The sequence below is a fragment of the Pedobacter sp. BMA genome (assembly GCF_001027745.1).
In the GTDB taxonomy this organism is placed as follows: domain Bacteria; phylum Bacteroidota; class Bacteroidia; order Sphingobacteriales; family Sphingobacteriaceae; genus Pedobacter.
In genome coordinates, this window is record NZ_LECU01000001.1 from 351,040 (window position 1) to 367,218 (window position 16,179).

Sequence of the window (16,179 nt, forward strand, 5' to 3'; positions counted from 1 at the left end):
ATTTCGGAAAAGTAAACGATAAATTCTTTTTCTACTCTTCAATTATGATATCATTTGTTGTTGTTGTCTTTTTCTTTATGATTGCCGGCAAACAGGCTTAAGCCTTTTCAGTAGCATGCAATCCACATTCTTTTTTACTTTGGTCTTCCCACCACCATCTGCCCGCTCTGAAATCTTCGCCCGGCTGTACGGCCCTGGTACAAGGGGCACATCCTATGCTTGGAAAACCTTTATCGTGCAATGTATTGTACACAATATTGTTTTCTTTAATATAGGTTTTTACGTCATCCAGTGTCCAGTCGAAAATCGGATGAAATTTAACTAAGTTATTACCTTCATCCCATTCCAGGTCGTGCATGTCTTCGCGGTTAGCGCTCTGCTCAGCTCTAATCCCCGTTACCCATATTTCATTACCTTTAAGCGCCCTTTTAAGCGGCTCAATTTTCCGGATGTAACAACATTCCTTTCTGTTTTCAACCGATTCGTAAAAGCTATTCGGACCTTTGGTATTGACCATGTCCTGCAACAACTCGTTTTGCGGGTAGTATGCATGAATGGGTTTATTGTAGACTTCCAGCGTTCTGTTCCACACATAATAAGTTTCAGGGAATAACCTGCCTGTTTCCAGCGTAAAAACCTTAATTGGAATGTTATGCGCAAAAATCAGATGGGTAATGGCCTGGTCTTCCCAGCCAAAACTAGTGGAAAATATAATTTTGCCGGCAAATTTATCTGCCAGAAACTTCAACTTCTCTATTGTATTTAAACCTGATAATTCTTGTTTTAGGCCCTCTACACTCATCACTATATTAATTTTAAAATAAACATCACTACGCTACGCAAACTTACAATCATTACGATAATTCCAACTGCCACCATAATTGTTTTTGCTGAAATTTTGTTAGAAACCCGCGCTGCAATCGGAGATGCGACAGCACTACCGATAATTAATCCCAATACGGCTTCCCAATGTTTTCCACCCAGCATGGTAAAGAATGTAAGTGAGCTCAGGGTTGCAATAAAAAACCTGCTGATTTTTACAGTTCCAAGGGAAAATAACGGATGGCGTCCTCCGGCAATTAAGCTGGATAAAACGATAGATCCCCAGCCACCTCCAAAAGCAGCATCTATAAAACCACCAAAAAAGCCCAGCACCCCTATCCTTTTAATTTTCTCATCCGCTTTTTTTCTTTTGATATTAAAAGCTTTCATCAGGATGATTCCGCCTAAAAACAAGGTATATACAGCTACAACAGGCTTTACGTATGCACTGTAATGCTCTAAAGATGATAAGATGTATGCACCTAAAACAGCACCAATAATGGCCGGAAGAATTAAAATTTTAAACAATTTCCAGTTTATATTCCCCATTCGGTAGTGCATCCAACCGGCAATACCATTGCTCATCACCTCTGAGATGTGGATTGCCATACTCGCCGATGCTGGTGGCAGTCCCATTGCCAGTGAAAAAGATGCTGTAGTTACACCGTACGACATCCCTATGGCTCCATCGATTAGGGCAAAGACAAAACCAGCCCCCAGGAACCAGTAAAACAAAGGATCGATGTGAATCAAAAACGACTGGAATTCTGGTTCTGTGTTCCAAAGCGACACTCCAATTGCGCCAATCAACAAAATCGCAGCAAGCCAGATCAGCCATTTAATATTTCTTTCCGCAAAGCTTTTCCTGGGGTTAATTAAACTTTGGGTAACCTTATTGAGCTTTTTAACCTTCGCCGAAAAATCACCATTTAAAGTCTGGCGCAAAGCACTCATATTTTGTAAGGTTTCATCCAGCTCTGGCGGTAAACCCTCATTCAAAATCTGTTTTAAACGCTTTGCGATGGTCGGCGATTTCCCATTGGTAGAGATGGCGATTTTCAGATCACCTTTCTGAACGATAGACCCCAGATAGAAATCACATAAATCGGGTTTATCGGCCACATTAATCAGCAGTCCCTTTTCATGGGTAACTACCCTGATCTCTTCATTTAAAATATTGTTGTTCGTTGCGGCAAAAACGATATCAATGTTCTCCAGATCAGAAACATCAAAACTTTTCTGCTTCACTTTAATCTGAGGATAATTTGCGATTAAAGCGTATACCTCGGGTGAAACGATTTCTGCAACAATGGTAATTTTAGCATGGTGGCTGTTGTTAACAATAGCTGTTAACTTTTCCAGCCCTATATTTCCTGCACCAATTAATAATGTACGCAGCTTGTTCAGCTTTACAAAAACCGGAAAAAGCTGATTTCCTTTCTCATCTTCATGCAGGAAGGTTTCATTATCGGGTTGGTTAGGCAATATTTGCATACTGTTTTACAAGTTTTTTAAATGATGGATGTAAGGAAACAACCTCGCCAAAAATCAACAGCGCCGGGGCTTTCAGGTTTTCAAGCTGAACAAGTTCCTCTATGGTTTCCACAACACCTACTACCAGCTTCTCATCTTCCGAGGAACCATTCTGCACTACTGCAGCAGGAAGCTGATGTCTTCCGGCAGCCTTGAATATTTCAACAATTTTAGAAAGCTTTTTCAGGCCCATTAATATCAGTACCGTAGCATTCGATTCGGCCGCCTGGTAAATATCTGCCGAAACTTCTCCCGAAGTGGTGGTTCCCGTAATTACCCAAAAGCTTTCGCTCAACCCTCGGTGTGTTACGGGAATCTGCTGCAACCCGGGAACACCAATAGAACTTGATATACCGGGTATCACATCGACAGGAATACTATATGATGCAGCATAATCCAGCTCCTCGTAGCCCCTGCCAAAAACAAAGGGATCGCCACCCTTCAAACGCACCACATGGCCGTAGTTTAGGGCATAATCGATCATTAATTTATTGATGGTTTCCTGTGGATAGGAATGTTCTCCCGAACGTTTACCAACATATACTTTTATGGCTTCCGCCGGGGCATGCTGCAATAAGGCTTCATTAGTTAAAGCATCATACAACACCACATCAGCCGCTTGTAAAGCCTTAACACCTTTCAGTGTCAGCAAATCCGGATCGCCGGGACCAGCTCCTAAAAGGGTTATTTTTGATTCTTTATTGTGGTTAATCATAATTTTAAATTTTGGTTGTGGGGTTTCGATGTCAACTTTCTCAAACCTCACTTTACTAATACTGACCTCTTCTCTTTAATCTGCGCTAAAAATGCTTCTGCCTGAGCAAAATAACTTTTCGCAAATTCGGCGCCCGGTTCATTTTTATTAATCTGAAGCACCAGGTCTGAGAAATTAGTCGGCAAACTGAATTCATCTGTTTCTACATAGTGATTATCAAATTCTCTGATTACGCCAACCTGAGTACTGCTGTTTACGCCTTTATCTAATAATAACGATTTGGCAGCACTTACAAAGGTTGCATACGTATGGTAAATCGCATCAGCATACGCTCCTTTATCCAGGTTCTGCTTTGCCCATCCAAATTTCTCATCAGCTTCCAAAAGCAGGGTTGCCACTAAATCAATCACTACGCCGGCACATTCGCCAACGCCAATTGCTGTGACAAACTGCTCCACATGGCCCCAGTCTACAAATTCTTCCTGCTTTAACGAAGTTAAATCTGCCAGTGGTTTTAACAACTGGTAAAAATGATCTTTACCTTTCCTATCGTAATACTGGTGAAAGTTTTCACCTTCCTCATTACTGGCTTTAAAATCGTTCAAGATGTAGTGTAGCACACTGGTAGCTCTTTTAGAAGGCACTTTGATCACACGTTCTGCTACACGGCCAACACCGTTTCCAACCGTTCCGCCGCCCAGCATCACCTGAACTGCAGGAACTACTTTACCTTCTGCTTTAAGTGAACTGCCATGAAAACCGATCTCGGCCAGGCCGTGCTGACCGCAGGAGTTCATACACCCACTGATTTTGATTTTGATATCTTTCTCGTAGATAAACTCCGGAAAATCCGTATAGATCACCTCTTCCAGCACCTCGGCAAGGGTCATTGAATTGGAGATCCCCAGGTTACAGGTATCCGTACCAGGGCAAGTCGTAATATCTGCCAGACTATCGAAACCTGCCGTAGTAAAGCCAATTTTATTCAGCGCTGAATAAAGCGAAGGCAAAGCTTCCTTGCGTACAAATTTCAAAAGCAATCCCTGATTCTGCGTAATCCTGATTTCATCAGCCACGTATGGCCTGATGGCTTCCACAAAGGCACGTGCTTTATCCGTTTTAATATCCCCAACCTGGACTTTAACATACACAGCGAAGAAGCCTTCCTGCTTTTGTTCTACTACATTTGTGGCCGACCAGTGTTTGTAGTGTGCTTCATTTAAAATCTCCACTGCTGCATACTCCTGATCAACCGGCGAGGCAGGTTGAGGTACCGTGTCTCTGTCGATTGTAAAAGTTTTAACCTTGTTAGCAGTACGCTCCTCGGCAACCAGTCTTAATACCTCTTCTAATCCAAGTTTTTGCACCAGATATTTCAGGCGGGCCTTATTTCTGTTTGAACGTTCACCATAACGGTCGAATACACGGAGAACCGATTCAGTAAAAGGAATCAACTGATCTTCATGTAAAAAGTCATGAACTGCACTTGCTAAAAAAGGCTGTGCACCCAATCCACCTGCGAAAAGCACTTTAAAACCGCGTTCACCATTCTCATTGATTTTGGGAATAAAACCTAGATCATGTATGTAGCTGAATGCAGTGTCCTTATCGCTTGAAGAGAAAGAAATTTTAATCTTTCTACCCATTTCCTGACAAATCGGATTACGCAGGAAATATTTAAATACCGCATGGGCATAAGGTGAAACATCGAAAGGTTCATCCTTATCAATTCCCGAGTTGGGAGATGCCGTAACATTACGTACTGTATTTCCGCAAGCTTCCCGTAAAGTTATATCATCTTGTTCCAGCTTGGCCCATAACTCAGGCGTTCTATCCAAACTCACATAATGCAACTGAATATCCTGACGGGTAGTGAGGTGCAAATTCCCACTGCCATATTCATCGGCAATATCTGCAATACGCAATAACTGCTTAAAAGTCACCTTTCCGAAAGGTAATTTTATGCGAATCATCTGCACGCCCGGCTGCCTCTGACCATAAACGCCACGGGCCAATCGTAAACTTCTAAACTTTTCGTCGTGGATAGTTCCATCACGAAAAGCTTTAATCTTATTCTCTAAATCAATAATGTCCTGCTCGACAATAGGATTTTCGAGTTCTGTTCTGAAACTTTGCATATGTGTTGTTAGCTTTTATTCAAAAAATGCTTCTCCGGTTACTGAGAAGCATTCAAATGTTTACATCAAATCATTTAATACCCCTCTTACTTTGTTTCGCAACAACAGCGCATGGAGAACATATGGTTTTGATTGTATGTAAATTTGAAGTTCATGCTCCAAATATATAAAGTATATAGAAATAGTCGTAGTTTTTTATGAAAAAAATTACTAACCATTATGTTGAAGTGACAAAGAGGAAGTTTTTATAGGATATCGATACCCAGCTTCAGCGAATGTTCGCGACCGATTACATCTGCAACACTGGTTTCACTTAATACTTTCAACGTTGCATCTCTTACATCAATAAAAGCGCTTCGGATACCGCAGGTTTTCTCATCCTCACATTCATCACACTTGTGGTAGAAATTCAAGCTGGCACATGGAACCATGGCAATAGGTCCGTCGGTTACACGCATCACCTGAACCAAAAGTATATCTTCAGGTTTTTTGTTTAAGCTGTAACCACCACCAGCACCTTTTTTACTGTATAAAAAGCCTGCGTTACGCAAATCAAGAAGGATTTGTTCGAGAAACTTTTTGGGGATATGCTCCTCCTCAGCAATCTTGGAGATTTGCATCGGTGGTTTTTCTACATTTTTTCCAAGCGCAACAAGCGCTTTAATGGCGTATTTTGTCTTTTTGGATAGCATATATCGTACAAAGCTAATAAAAGTAAGCCATATATAAAACTAATCTCAACGAGGGCATGCCCATACGGATACTCAAATAAAATTTGTCTTTATTCTATATATTTATCAAAAATATCTTTTCAATGCTTCAAAGTGTCAGATTATTAAACATAAGGAACCGCAAAATCAGCATTGAATCCAAATTATTTGCACTGCTCTGTTTGTGCATGATTATCGTTTCTGCATTCAGTATCGTATTAAATCTTATTATAGGATTAGCCTGGATCAACAACGCATCCATTTTATTTTTTATCGCTGTTTACGTTATCTTCTACTATTATTCCCTGAAAGATCGCGTATCAGAAAACTGGCGTTTCTGTTTTTTTATTTTCAATTGCCTTACCATGTTTCCGGCCTGGTTCCTTAACGGAGGTTCGTGGGGTTCAACGCCTGTTTTCCTGATATTCTACTTGAGCGTAGCAGTACTTTCACTTTCTAAAAAATTCAGATGGTGGTTTATATTTCTTTTCATTTCCACTGCCGGTTTATGTATTCTGTTGGAGCAGCTCATCCCATCGTTGGTTACTCCATATGAAACTGAAAAGGCCAGAAACCTGGATTTGATCTTTGCTTTTTTAAACATCTCATTCATGATGATTTTTATGCTGATTGCTTACAGACGGGTGCTCGACTATGAGCGAATCTTACTGCTAAAAAGCAAACATCACCTGGAAAGCTCCCAGCAGGAACTGATTCTGGCAAAAGAAGCAGCAGAGGAAGCCACCATGGCAAAATCCAACTTCCTGGCTAATGTGAGCCACGAAATCAGGACGCCGCTTAATGGAATTATTGGTGCTTCAGAATTGCTCAAGCTCACTAAACTTAATCAGGAACAAGCAGAATTACTCAATACGCTTCAGGCCAGCAATAGTATCATGACAGATATTGTGAATGATTTGCTTGATATATCCCGGATTGAGGCGAATAAAATGGAGATTCATAACCATCCCTTTGAAATCCGCAAATGCCTTATTGATACGGAGAACATCGTAAAACCCTTATTTACCAGAAAAAACCTGCAGCTGGTTATCGAAATTGACAACAGCGTACCTGAAATCATTATCTCCGATGAAATCAGATTCAAGCAGATTATGATTAATTTGCTAGGGAATGCGGTTAAATTTACCGAATTAGGTTATGCCAAACTGAGCGTTCAGTATATTATGATTAACGAGGTACAAACGTTGGTATCTGTATTGGAAGATACAGGAATTGGTATTGATGAAGAAGACATGGAAAAACTCTTTCTCCCTTTTTCTCAGATTAATCCATCTACAACACGAAAGTTCGGTGGTGCGGGCCTGGGTTTGGTGATCTGCAGAAAACTGGCGGAAATGATGGGTGGAAAAATTTCGGCAAAAAGCCAGCCCGGGGCAGGATCCGCATTTACATTCTCACTACCCGCCGCATCGTATTATGCCCATTCACTTATTAAAAGCCGCGACTTTAAGGCCAGCACCCTCCATTATCCTATTGCAGGTATGCACATCCTGATTGCTGAAGATAACGTTTTTAATCAGATCATTACCTCAAAAATGCTGGAAAAATCCGGATACCGGTATAGTGTTGCCAGCGACGGCGAGGAAGCGCTGATCAAGGCTAAAGCGGAATATTTCAACATCATATTAATGGATATGCAGATGCCAAAAATGGACGGCATATCGGCCACTATTGAAATATTAAAGTTCTACAAATCTCAGCAGGTGCTGCCCCCAATCATCATTGGCTGTACTGCAAATGCCATGCAGATAGATAGAGAGGCCTGCATGAACGCCGGCATGAAAGATTTCCTCCCCAAGCCATTCACCCTAAACGACCTGAGAACAGTGATGATTAAATGGACGAAAACAGGTGTTTCAGCTTAATCAAATCATTGTAAAAGTAATGCGTTCGTTCAAGTAATCAGGGCTTATTAACCTTTAAATCCTAATTTTACCTATTCTGCTAACAATTTTTTATAATGAGAAGAAAATTCAGCCTGCTCCCTATTTTAGTTATTGCAATTTTATTTTTCAGTCTTAATGCCTATTTCATTTCAGGACTAGGTGTAATTTATAAAAGTATCTGGCTTAAAACCTCACTTTGGATAATCATTTCGGGCTTAACCTTACTACTCATATACGCGATCGGTACGGTTCAGCGTAAAGGTGTAACGAAACTTTTTCAGGTAGTTGCACATGCATTTTTAATTGTATTCGTTTCCGAACTCATCTTTGCTGTATTTTTACTCATTGGCGATATTTACCGGGTACTGTTATCTGTACCCACCCAATTCGAAGCAGGAGGTTATCATACCCTGAACAGAAGTAATGATTGGATAGGCTTTGCGTTTGTCATGTTTTGTTTAACTATTATACTATTTGCTTATGGTATTACAAAAGGAAAATATGCCTACCGGGTAATCAGGCATACTTTATATTTCGATGATTTACCAGAACAGTTTGACGGTTTTACATTAACGCAGATCTCTGATGTACATGCAGGGAGTTTTACCAACCCTAAGGCCGTTCAAAAAGGAATTGACCTGATCAATGCACAAAAAAGTGACTTATTTGTATTCACTGGCGACCTGGTGAATAACATGTCCAATGAGATTGTTCCGTACATCGGGCATTTTTCCCAAATCAAAGCACCTTACGGGCAATTTTCCGTTCTTGGAAATCACGATTACGGAGATTATGTGAAGTGGCCTGGTGAAGCCGAAAAAATTAAGAACCTCAACCAATTAAAAGCTTACCACCAGGAACTGGGTTTCAAACTTTTGCTGGACGAACATGTAGAATTACATAAAAACGGTGAAAAAATCATCCTTGCCGGTATCGAAAACTGGGGAATAGGATTTGGCGAACGAGGCGACCTGAATAAGGCCTTGCAGGGAACTGCACAAAACGACTTTAAAATTCTGCTTTCACACGATCCCTCTCACTGGGATGCACAGGTTAAAAATTACCCCTCAAAAATTCAATTGAGTCTGGCTGGCCATACTCATGGCATGCAGTTTGGAATTGAAGCCTTTGGCATCAAGTGGAGTCCGGTTAAATACAGATACAAGCATTGGGCAGGGGTCAAGTCAGAAAACGGCAGGTATCTCAATGTGAACCGGGGCTTTGGATTCCTGGGTTTTTCCGGACGCATAGGAATATGGCCTGAAGTCACTGTGATTGAGCTGAAAAAGAAAATTTAAAACCTGATGATCAACCGGCACTTTTTTCTTTCCGCTTCCCCTGTAACAAGTTCAGGTAGCGTTATCCTTAATCCCATTTCAGTTTGCTTCCAGGCAAGGCAGATGTCTTCGTCTGCTATTTTCAACGCTTTCACCAACAACACATCAGTAGATAACGATTTAATTATTAACTCTCCTACCTTCACTCCAACAAGCTCAACCATCAGTTCATCTTCCTTACCTGAATAAAAAATAATCGGATTTATTTCAGATACATTAAGTGGATTGATCACACGATCACCGGGTTTATGATTACTATTGCTGAGCGACATCTGAATACACGGGGGATAAGATGTGCAAGGTATTCATTCGCCTCCTCATCTCCGGTAACTGAAGCAGCGCAAACGTTTGCCCAATGGCTTTGTTTATTTGGGTTATGCTTCATTAATCATGAGAGTATAAAACGAATACACATAGCAAATCCTGAAATCAAAGCGCAAACGTTTGAGTAAATTCCCCTTACGTAGTACTAAACAAACTTTTAACAACGGCTTCTGAAGCGGATTCGCAAAAATCAATACCCGAATAGTCGGGATTGTAGCCTCCGATGTAAGGAACGGCCATGATGTAAATCCTGGCATTTGCCTCGCCGTTGATATTAATTACATTGAAGTTGTCGTTAATTGTTATTCCCGGAACTTTGAGGAAATACGTTCCGTTTTCTTCTTGTACGAGCTCATTTCCATCATCAATTGCATTTTTCGCATGCTCATCCGACTTAAACTTTAATTTTGCCGGACTTACCACACCCTGATCAATTAAACTTTTAAAAGGAAAATCTTCAAATGAAAGATGGGGCTGGCCTACACAGTTTACGAAAGTTTTGAAAGGTATAGCCAGCTTTTCACCCTTACTATCAGTATAGTGATATACAATACCCCCCGATTCAACTGGCTCAACCTCACTGTCTTTTCCAACGGTAACAATCTCCAGCACGCCCGCTTCGTGCAAGGCCATTAATACCCTGCACGAACTCTGCGGCACAAAGGCAATTACAATGGAAATCAACGGCATCAGCACATGCTGCAGGCGTTCCATATCTTCGGCCGACAGGTATTTAGCCGGATAATTCATGGCAAAACTAAGTATCGCCAGCGCTTCTTTCCAATAAATAGATTCCTTACGCGCTATCGATCTTTCAGCTTCTTCATATTCTTTTTTAAACAGATCAAAAGGCTCCATGGATTCGCGCATATTCATCATGGCATCCACAAATTCCTCCAGGTTCATATCTTTTATTATCTTGTGGAATGCGGGATCATTTTTAATGAAAGAAGCTTTAAAGTTCTTCTCAAACACATAATCCAGATCAACGAACCCACCATTTTCTTGTATATTCCGCTTAAATTCCTGCTGAGATATTGTCTCATTTTTACCCAGATGGGAATCCTTTAAGTGAAACCGAACAGCAGGGAGTAAACCATTACGCGAATGCAGAATTAATTTAAAATCTTTGCTGTCTTCATTAAGGGTAAAAACCAGCTTACCATCCTCCCCATCTTCAAAGTTTCCGTTTAATTTTGCAAGCGTCCTCACCGCATCAATTGCTGTAAGTGATGATCCCATCAACGCTACAGGATGGTTAATTTTCACCAATAGTTTTTTTGGCGGATATGGCGAATCAAAATAACCGTCAATTTTACCTTCAAATTTTTGTGGCCAGTTGTGCCCCGAACAGATCATCACATAATCGAAATCGGATGAACCAGTTTGCGCAGTAACCACACTCACCATTTGGCGCTCAGGTCGATCGATCAGATCGTTGACTAAACTATTCAGATGTACCCTGGTCACGATGCCTTTATGATCTGCAGCTGCTTTTAACAAGCCAAATTGTGCTTTAAGATACTCGCCGAAAAACAGGCGCGGAAGTACCTTATATTCATTAAAGTTTGCTGAATTGATTTGGAACTTATCCAGTACAGCCTGAGGCGCAACCTTCACCCAATCTTCAATAGAATTATAAATGCCAGGAATTTCATTGTCTGAAACATTGGTGATGTGTTCAACATTCGCCCCCTCTTCACTATAGGGCATCCCTGCACCTAAAAATCCTTTTCTTTCGAAGATTTCAATTTCAATATCTGTTTGTCCCGATTCAACCAAACGTTTATACATAAACAGACCGCTCGGTCCACCGCCGATTATTGCTATTCGTTTCTTAGATGTTAATTTGCCCATAAGGTTCTACCTGGTTTTTGCTATCACGATGTTTTGATGTTCCGCCATTTCATCGCATTTATCCACCTATAATCCATAAAAAACCAAATTGTTTTATCATGCCATAAAAATGTGCTGGTAAATTTTTGTAAACCAAATGCGGTATCACTTGTTAAATCTTTTTAGATTGACAAAACGATGGTAGAAAGAACACTTGACCGATTTATTTCGGCACAGGCGACAGATTATGAGCGGGCTTTAAGCGAAATTAAAAAAGGAAAAAAAAGAAGCCATTGGATGTGGTATATTTTCCCTCAGATAGGCGGATTAGGCTTCAGCGAAACTTCTAAATTTTATGCCATCAAGAACATAAACGAAGCGAAGGAATATATTAGTCACCCTGTTGTGGGAAAACGCCTATTGGAAATTTCTCAGGTACTGCTTGAACTTGATGAAACAAATGCACTCCAAATCTTTGGTTCACCGGATGATATGAAGTTAAAATCCTGCATGACACTTTTTTCGAGTCTTCCTGACGCATCGCCAGTATTTCAGTCTGTTTTAAACAAATTTTTCAACGGTCAGCAAGATCCTCAAACCTTAAAGATAATTCAGAATGATTAACCCGGAACTAAAACAAACACCTAAACTTTTCATGCTGCTACTGGGATCAAAAGCACCCCAGCGCAATGTAGAGCAGCACGATTATTTTTTTGGTATTGCTTATGCTTTGAAAGATCTTGTTAAGGAAATTAAATCTTTTTGGCCAGAGGCCGGAAACAGTATCCATGTAGACGGCTGGCGGGAAGTAAATAAGGTAGGTAATTACGTGATCAGGGTGAGAGAAAAAAACGAAAACACTCATCCTTCTCTAAAGAAACTGTTCTTCATCAACCTGGGTGGGTATCAGTCGAACATATTGGCCGAGCAGCACTACATCGTACTTTCAGTTCATGATGACCGCGCACAGGCCGTTCAGGAAGCTAAAAAATCAGTCTTTTTCAAGACCAATTCCATTAAGGGGGCTAATGCCCATGTCGATGAGAAATACGGTATCGATGTAGATGATATTTATAAGATCGAAGATGTGTTGAGTGCTGAAATGAAAGCCAGGTATGAAATAGAGATTGACTATAATCAACAGAATGACCTGCCTGAAGATGAAATTCATTTGGGTTATTTTAAACTGGACAAATTGTAGCAAGTCAGGAAACCTATTTTAACGCACTCAAAATCAACCTTCAAACTCCATAAACCGAGCCTCCCCGGCTTCGAATGATTCCGTTTTCAATTTCGATTTATTTCATCCAATTTCAAAAACAGGATAGAACAGGATGGAATAGCAAAATAAAAGCCTTAACCTCGTGTAATATTTAACCAGGTATATATCAAAATCAGTTTCAATGTCATCTATAACCATTACACGCACCTGATAGATCAGCAATATTTGTCCCTATCCTCTGCATTCTAATTAAGCCCTCCGCTAATACTCAAAATCTCCTTCTGCACCATGAATATGGAAAGTACTTATTCCTGTTCAAAGGCATTTTAAGGAATTGCTATTGCTTATCATGTCGCAAGACATCATAATAAACAAAACCAAATATTTAAAAATTAAAGCTTATGCATTTTAATTTACCTCCATTTTTTAATCAGCGAGTGACCCGTTATCATGGGAAAAAGCTGGTTATTTTCAGTATGTCCGTCCTTTCTGTTGCAGTGGCTTCTCAAAAGGTATCGGCTGATACGATTCATACCCATCATGCGCCGGCCATGGCTCCCATCCGTTTTGCGGATGTGATTAAAGGAAAAGTGACCGACGAAAAAGGTGAGACCCTTGTTGGGGTGGTGCTGAAAGTTAAAGGAACTTCGGCTGTTGCCACAACAGATGCCAATGGTGCATTCTCAATTACGGTACCAACCGGAACAGCGAACCCCATTCTGGTGTTTTCTTACGTAGGTTATGGAACGCTTGAAGTGCCGGTAAATGGCAAAACAACACTTACCGTACAATTGAAAAGTACCACTAACGATCTGGATGAGATTGTTATTGTGGGATACAATGCCGTTAAAAAAAGTGATTTAACCGGATCGGTGGTAAGCGTTGGGGCGGAAGAGATCAGATCCAGGCCGGTAGCCAATGCGCTACAAGCCATTCAGGGTAAAGCTGCAGGGGTCGATGTTACCTCGAATGAGCGCCCGGGCCAATTAGGAAGTATTCTGATTCGTGGGGTCAGATCAATCAATGCCAGCAATTCGCCATTATATGTGGTTGATGGAATTCCATTGCAGTTTGGCGGTATCGACGCGATTAATCCAAACGACATTGAGAATATTGACATTTTAAAAGATGCCTCTGCAACTGCTGTTTATGGATCCCGTGGTGCAAACGGTGTAGTTTTAGTGACCACCAAGAAAGGTAAGGCTGGAAGGTTGACTATGGATTACGTAGGTACTGCGACCGTAGAAACATTAAATGATCGAATCGATATGATGAATTCGGGACAATATATCGAATTCCGTCGGGATGCTTACCGCAGAACTGCCTATTTGAATTCCATTAACGGAACTACAACAACGCCAATCTACAATTATCCTACTGTAGCAACGCAGGCAGCTGACAGGGAAATATTTAAACAGGATGCAAACATGCTTACCAATTTGGATCAAGGTTGGGTGAATGGCGTTTTTGATGGGAGTCTGGTTCCAACAACTAATTGGACAGATCTGGTAACCCGTACCGGAGTTACTCAGGATCATATATTGAGTTTAAGTGGAGGTACAGATAAAATCAAAGCTTACGGCTCATTTGGTTATCTTAACCAGAAAGGAACACAACTTGGTCAGGATTTCGAGCGATACAGCAGTAAGGTAAGTATAGAAATTAACCCGGTCAAATGGTTTAAAATGGGAGCGAATATTACAGCTACCTATGGCTTACAAAATTATGGTTTTCAGGCTGCCAGTGCTACAGGTGCAGCAGATATATACAGCGCCACCCGAAGTATGCTACCGCTCGCCATACCTTACGATGCAAATGGAAACAGAATCAACTTGCCAGGTGGTGATATTAATATCCAGAACCCAATTCTGGAGGCTGATTACAATATTAATCTTCGTAAATCATTGCGTACTTTAGGATCCATCTACGCTGAAGTGAGTTTAATGAAAGGTCTGAAATACCGTATTAATTTTGGTCCAGATTTTTCCAACTATTATAATGGCAGATACCAGGATGCTAAATCTGTTAACCGTGACGCTGGCGTTCCGGGTTCAACCAATAACTATGCCCAGTTAAATCAAAGTAGCAAATTTGCTTATACACTAGATCATCTGATTTATTATGATAAAACTATTGGCAAACATAATTTTGGAGCAACCTTATTACAAAGCTCATCGTTAAACAGAGATGAATCATCATCATTAACTGGGAGTAAAATATCTTTACCAGGTGCACTGTGGTATGGATTGAACTCAGCAAATGTTACTGCTTTAGACGGATTTGACAGCAACTTAAGTAAATCGACCCTGGTTTCTTACATGGCGAGGATAAATTATAGTTTCAACAACAGATACCTTTTAACGGCGTCCGCACGTTGGGATGGTGCATCACAATTGGCTGAAGGTAATAAATGGGATTTCTTCCCTTCAGCTGCATTAGCATGGCGTATAGAGCAGGAAGATTTCATTAAAGATATCAAATGGATTAATCAGTTAAAATTACGACTTGGAGTTGGTAGTACCGGTAACTCTTCTGTTAATATAGGAAGTACACTAGGATTATTACAGCCCTTAACTTACACTTTTGGAAGTTCGGCGCAAACAGGTTACGTATCTTCTGATGCTTCTTTAGCCAGTCCTATTCCCTTACCGAATAAAACGCTGAGTTGGGAAAAAACACTTCAATATAATCTTGGATTAGATTTTGATATCTTAAAAGGAAGAATCAGTGGATCATTAGACGTTTATAAGTCTAAAACCACAGATTTGATTTTACTGAAAAAAATCCCGTCTGTAAACGGATACACAACGGCATACGATAATGTGGGTTCCACTAAAAATAAGGGGATCGACTTAACGGTAAGCTCAACAAATGTCCGGACTAAAGATTTTACATGGGAATCTACACTGAATCTTTCCCTTAGTAAAGATCAGATCGTTAAGCTTGACAACGGCGACATTGTTTCAAACAACTTATTCATCGGGCAAAGAGTTGGAGTAGCTTACGATTATGAGAAAGTTGGGATCTGGCAGGATACACCAGAAGACAGAGCTGAAATGGCTAAATTCAATGCTAATATTGCCAGTAAAACCAGTTGGTTTAGCCCAGGCAGTGTCAGAGTTGCTGATTTAAACGGTGATTACAAGATAGATGCAAACAATGACCGTAAAATTTTAGGCCATTATAATCCTGGCATCACAGGAGGTATCACCAATACATTTGGGTACAAGAGTTTCGACCTTTCCATATTTATTGTATCACGCTTCAATTATATGATCGCAACTGGTGCAGAAGCATTACAGGGTCGTTTCGCACAGCGTGTGGTAGATTACTGGACGCCAACAAATCCAACGAATTCCTATCCAGCTCCAAATTACGCAAGTGCCGGGGGAGATCAATATGTAAATGCTTTAAACTATCAGGATGCTTCCTTCATCAAAATCAGAAACATCTCGTTAGGCTACAATTTTGCTGATAATATTGCTAAAAAATTAACACTATCCAGATTGAGAATATATGCACAGGCAATTAATCCGGGCTTAATTTATTCTAAAATCAGTTGGATTGATCCGGATTTGGGTGGTTCAACTTTCAACAGAGGTTTTGTATTTGGTGTTAACGCCAGCTTCTAATAA

Annotated in this window: 12 protein-coding genes; 5 read left to right on the forward strand and 7 right to left on the reverse strand. The window is 40.5% G+C overall.

All coding sequences use genetic code 11. The features are described 5' to 3' along the window. Positions 1–97: 97 nt before the first annotated feature. The 5 genes from AB669_RS01420 to AB669_RS01440 form a co-directional block, all read right to left on the reverse strand. Positions 98–802 carry a phosphoadenylyl-sulfate reductase gene (locus AB669_RS01420; RefSeq protein ID WP_047797482.1) on the reverse strand — a complete coding sequence of 235 codons (705 nt, stop codon included), beginning with the start codon at positions 800–802 and terminating at the stop codon, positions 98–100. Between the two features lie 2 nt (positions 803–804). Further along, positions 805–2,316, reverse strand: a complete 1,512-nt coding sequence (locus tag AB669_RS01425; RefSeq protein WP_047797483.1) for a TSUP family transporter — start codon at positions 2,314–2,316, stop codon at positions 805–807. Next, a complete protein-coding gene (cobA, locus tag AB669_RS01430; RefSeq protein WP_047797484.1) occupies positions 2,300–3,070 on the reverse strand; it encodes a uroporphyrinogen-III C-methyltransferase in 771 nt (256 codons plus the stop codon). Before cobA ends, AB669_RS01425 begins: the two co-directional genes overlap by 17 nt. Before the next feature lie 47 nt (positions 3,071–3,117). Then, complete coding sequence (locus AB669_RS01435) at positions 3,118–5,208, reverse strand: HEPN domain-containing protein (protein WP_047797485.1); 2,091 nt, start codon at positions 5,206–5,208, stop codon at positions 3,118–3,120. A 245-nt stretch (positions 5,209–5,453) separates the two neighbouring features. Next, entirely contained in the window at positions 5,454–5,900 is a 447-nt protein-coding gene (locus AB669_RS01440; protein WP_047797486.1) for an Rrf2 family transcriptional regulator, read from the reverse strand. Between the two features lie 206 nt (positions 5,901–6,106). On the opposite strand from AB669_RS01440, the gene AB669_RS01445 reads away from it, so the two are divergent. Continuing rightward, on the forward strand, positions 6,107–7,804 hold the full coding sequence (locus tag AB669_RS01445; protein ID WP_197082301.1) for an ATP-binding protein: 1,698 nt from the start codon (positions 6,107–6,109) through the stop codon (positions 7,802–7,804). Between the two features lie 95 nt (positions 7,805–7,899). Further along, positions 7,900–9,123, forward strand: coding sequence for a metallophosphoesterase (locus AB669_RS01450; RefSeq protein WP_047797488.1), 1,224 nt, complete (start codon positions 7,900–7,902; stop codon positions 9,121–9,123). Here AB669_RS01450 and AB669_RS01455 read toward each other — a convergent pair. Together AB669_RS01455 and AB669_RS01460 are read right to left on the reverse strand one after the other, a co-directional pair. Next, complete coding sequence (locus tag AB669_RS01455) at positions 9,120–9,434, reverse strand: hypothetical protein (RefSeq protein WP_047797489.1); 315 nt, start codon at positions 9,432–9,434, stop codon at positions 9,120–9,122. The genes AB669_RS01450 and AB669_RS01455 overlap by 4 nt on opposite strands. 187 nt (positions 9,435–9,621) lie before the next feature. Next, complete coding sequence (locus tag AB669_RS01460) at positions 9,622–11,343, reverse strand: FAD/NAD(P)-binding protein (protein WP_047797490.1); 1,722 nt, start codon at positions 11,341–11,343, stop codon at positions 9,622–9,624. A 177-nt stretch (positions 11,344–11,520) separates the two neighbouring features. On the opposite strand from AB669_RS01460, the gene AB669_RS01465 reads away from it, so the two are divergent. From AB669_RS01465 to AB669_RS01475, 3 genes are all read left to right on the forward strand, one after another. After that, complete coding sequence (locus AB669_RS01465; RefSeq protein ID WP_047797491.1) at positions 11,521–11,946, forward strand: DUF1810 domain-containing protein; 426 nt, start codon at positions 11,521–11,523, stop codon at positions 11,944–11,946. Continuing rightward, positions 11,939–12,523, forward strand: coding sequence for a DUF1543 domain-containing protein (locus tag AB669_RS01470; protein ID WP_047797492.1), 585 nt, complete (start codon positions 11,939–11,941; stop codon positions 12,521–12,523). The genes AB669_RS01465 and AB669_RS01470 overlap by 8 nt, the downstream gene beginning before the upstream one ends. Before the next feature lie 422 nt (positions 12,524–12,945). After that, entirely contained in the window at positions 12,946–16,176 is a 3,231-nt protein-coding gene (locus tag AB669_RS01475; RefSeq protein WP_053058204.1) for a TonB-dependent receptor, read from the forward strand. Positions 16,177–16,179 lie beyond the last annotated feature (3 nt).

What these genes read in the sequence shown, in the direction of transcription:
- cobA (WP_047797484.1), bottom strand. Translation starts at nt 3,070, where the DNA reads ATGATTAACCACAATAAAGAATCAAAAATAACCCTTTTAGGAGCTGGT.
- AB669_RS01450 (WP_047797488.1), top strand. Translation starts at nt 7,900, where the DNA reads ATGAGAAGAAAATTCAGCCTGCTCCCTATTTTAGTTATTGCAATTTTA.
- AB669_RS01425 (WP_047797483.1), bottom strand. Translation starts at nt 2,316, where the DNA reads ATGCAAATATTGCCTAACCAACCCGATAATGAAACCTTCCTGCATGAA.
- AB669_RS01475 (WP_053058204.1), top strand. Translation starts at nt 12,946, where the DNA reads ATGCATTTTAATTTACCTCCATTTTTTAATCAGCGAGTGACCCGTTAT.
- AB669_RS01420 (WP_047797482.1), bottom strand. Translation starts at nt 802, where the DNA reads ATGAGTGTAGAGGGCCTAAAACAAGAATTATCAGGTTTAAATACAATA.
- AB669_RS01470 (WP_047797492.1), top strand. Translation starts at nt 11,939, where the DNA reads ATGATTAACCCGGAACTAAAACAAACACCTAAACTTTTCATGCTGCTA.
- AB669_RS01435 (WP_047797485.1), bottom strand. Translation starts at nt 5,208, where the DNA reads ATGCAAAGTTTCAGAACAGAACTCGAAAATCCTATTGTCGAGCAGGAC.
- AB669_RS01465 (WP_047797491.1), top strand. Translation starts at nt 11,521, where the DNA reads ATGGTAGAAAGAACACTTGACCGATTTATTTCGGCACAGGCGACAGAT.
- AB669_RS01445 (WP_197082301.1), top strand. Translation starts at nt 6,107, where the DNA reads ATGATTATCGTTTCTGCATTCAGTATCGTATTAAATCTTATTATAGGA.
- AB669_RS01455 (WP_047797489.1), bottom strand. Translation starts at nt 9,434, where the DNA reads ATGTCGCTCAGCAATAGTAATCATAAACCCGGTGATCGTGTGATCAAT.
- AB669_RS01460 (WP_047797490.1), bottom strand. Translation starts at nt 11,343, where the DNA reads ATGGGCAAATTAACATCTAAGAAACGAATAGCAATAATCGGCGGTGGA.
- AB669_RS01440 (WP_047797486.1), bottom strand. Translation starts at nt 5,900, where the DNA reads ATGCTATCCAAAAAGACAAAATACGCCATTAAAGCGCTTGTTGCGCTT.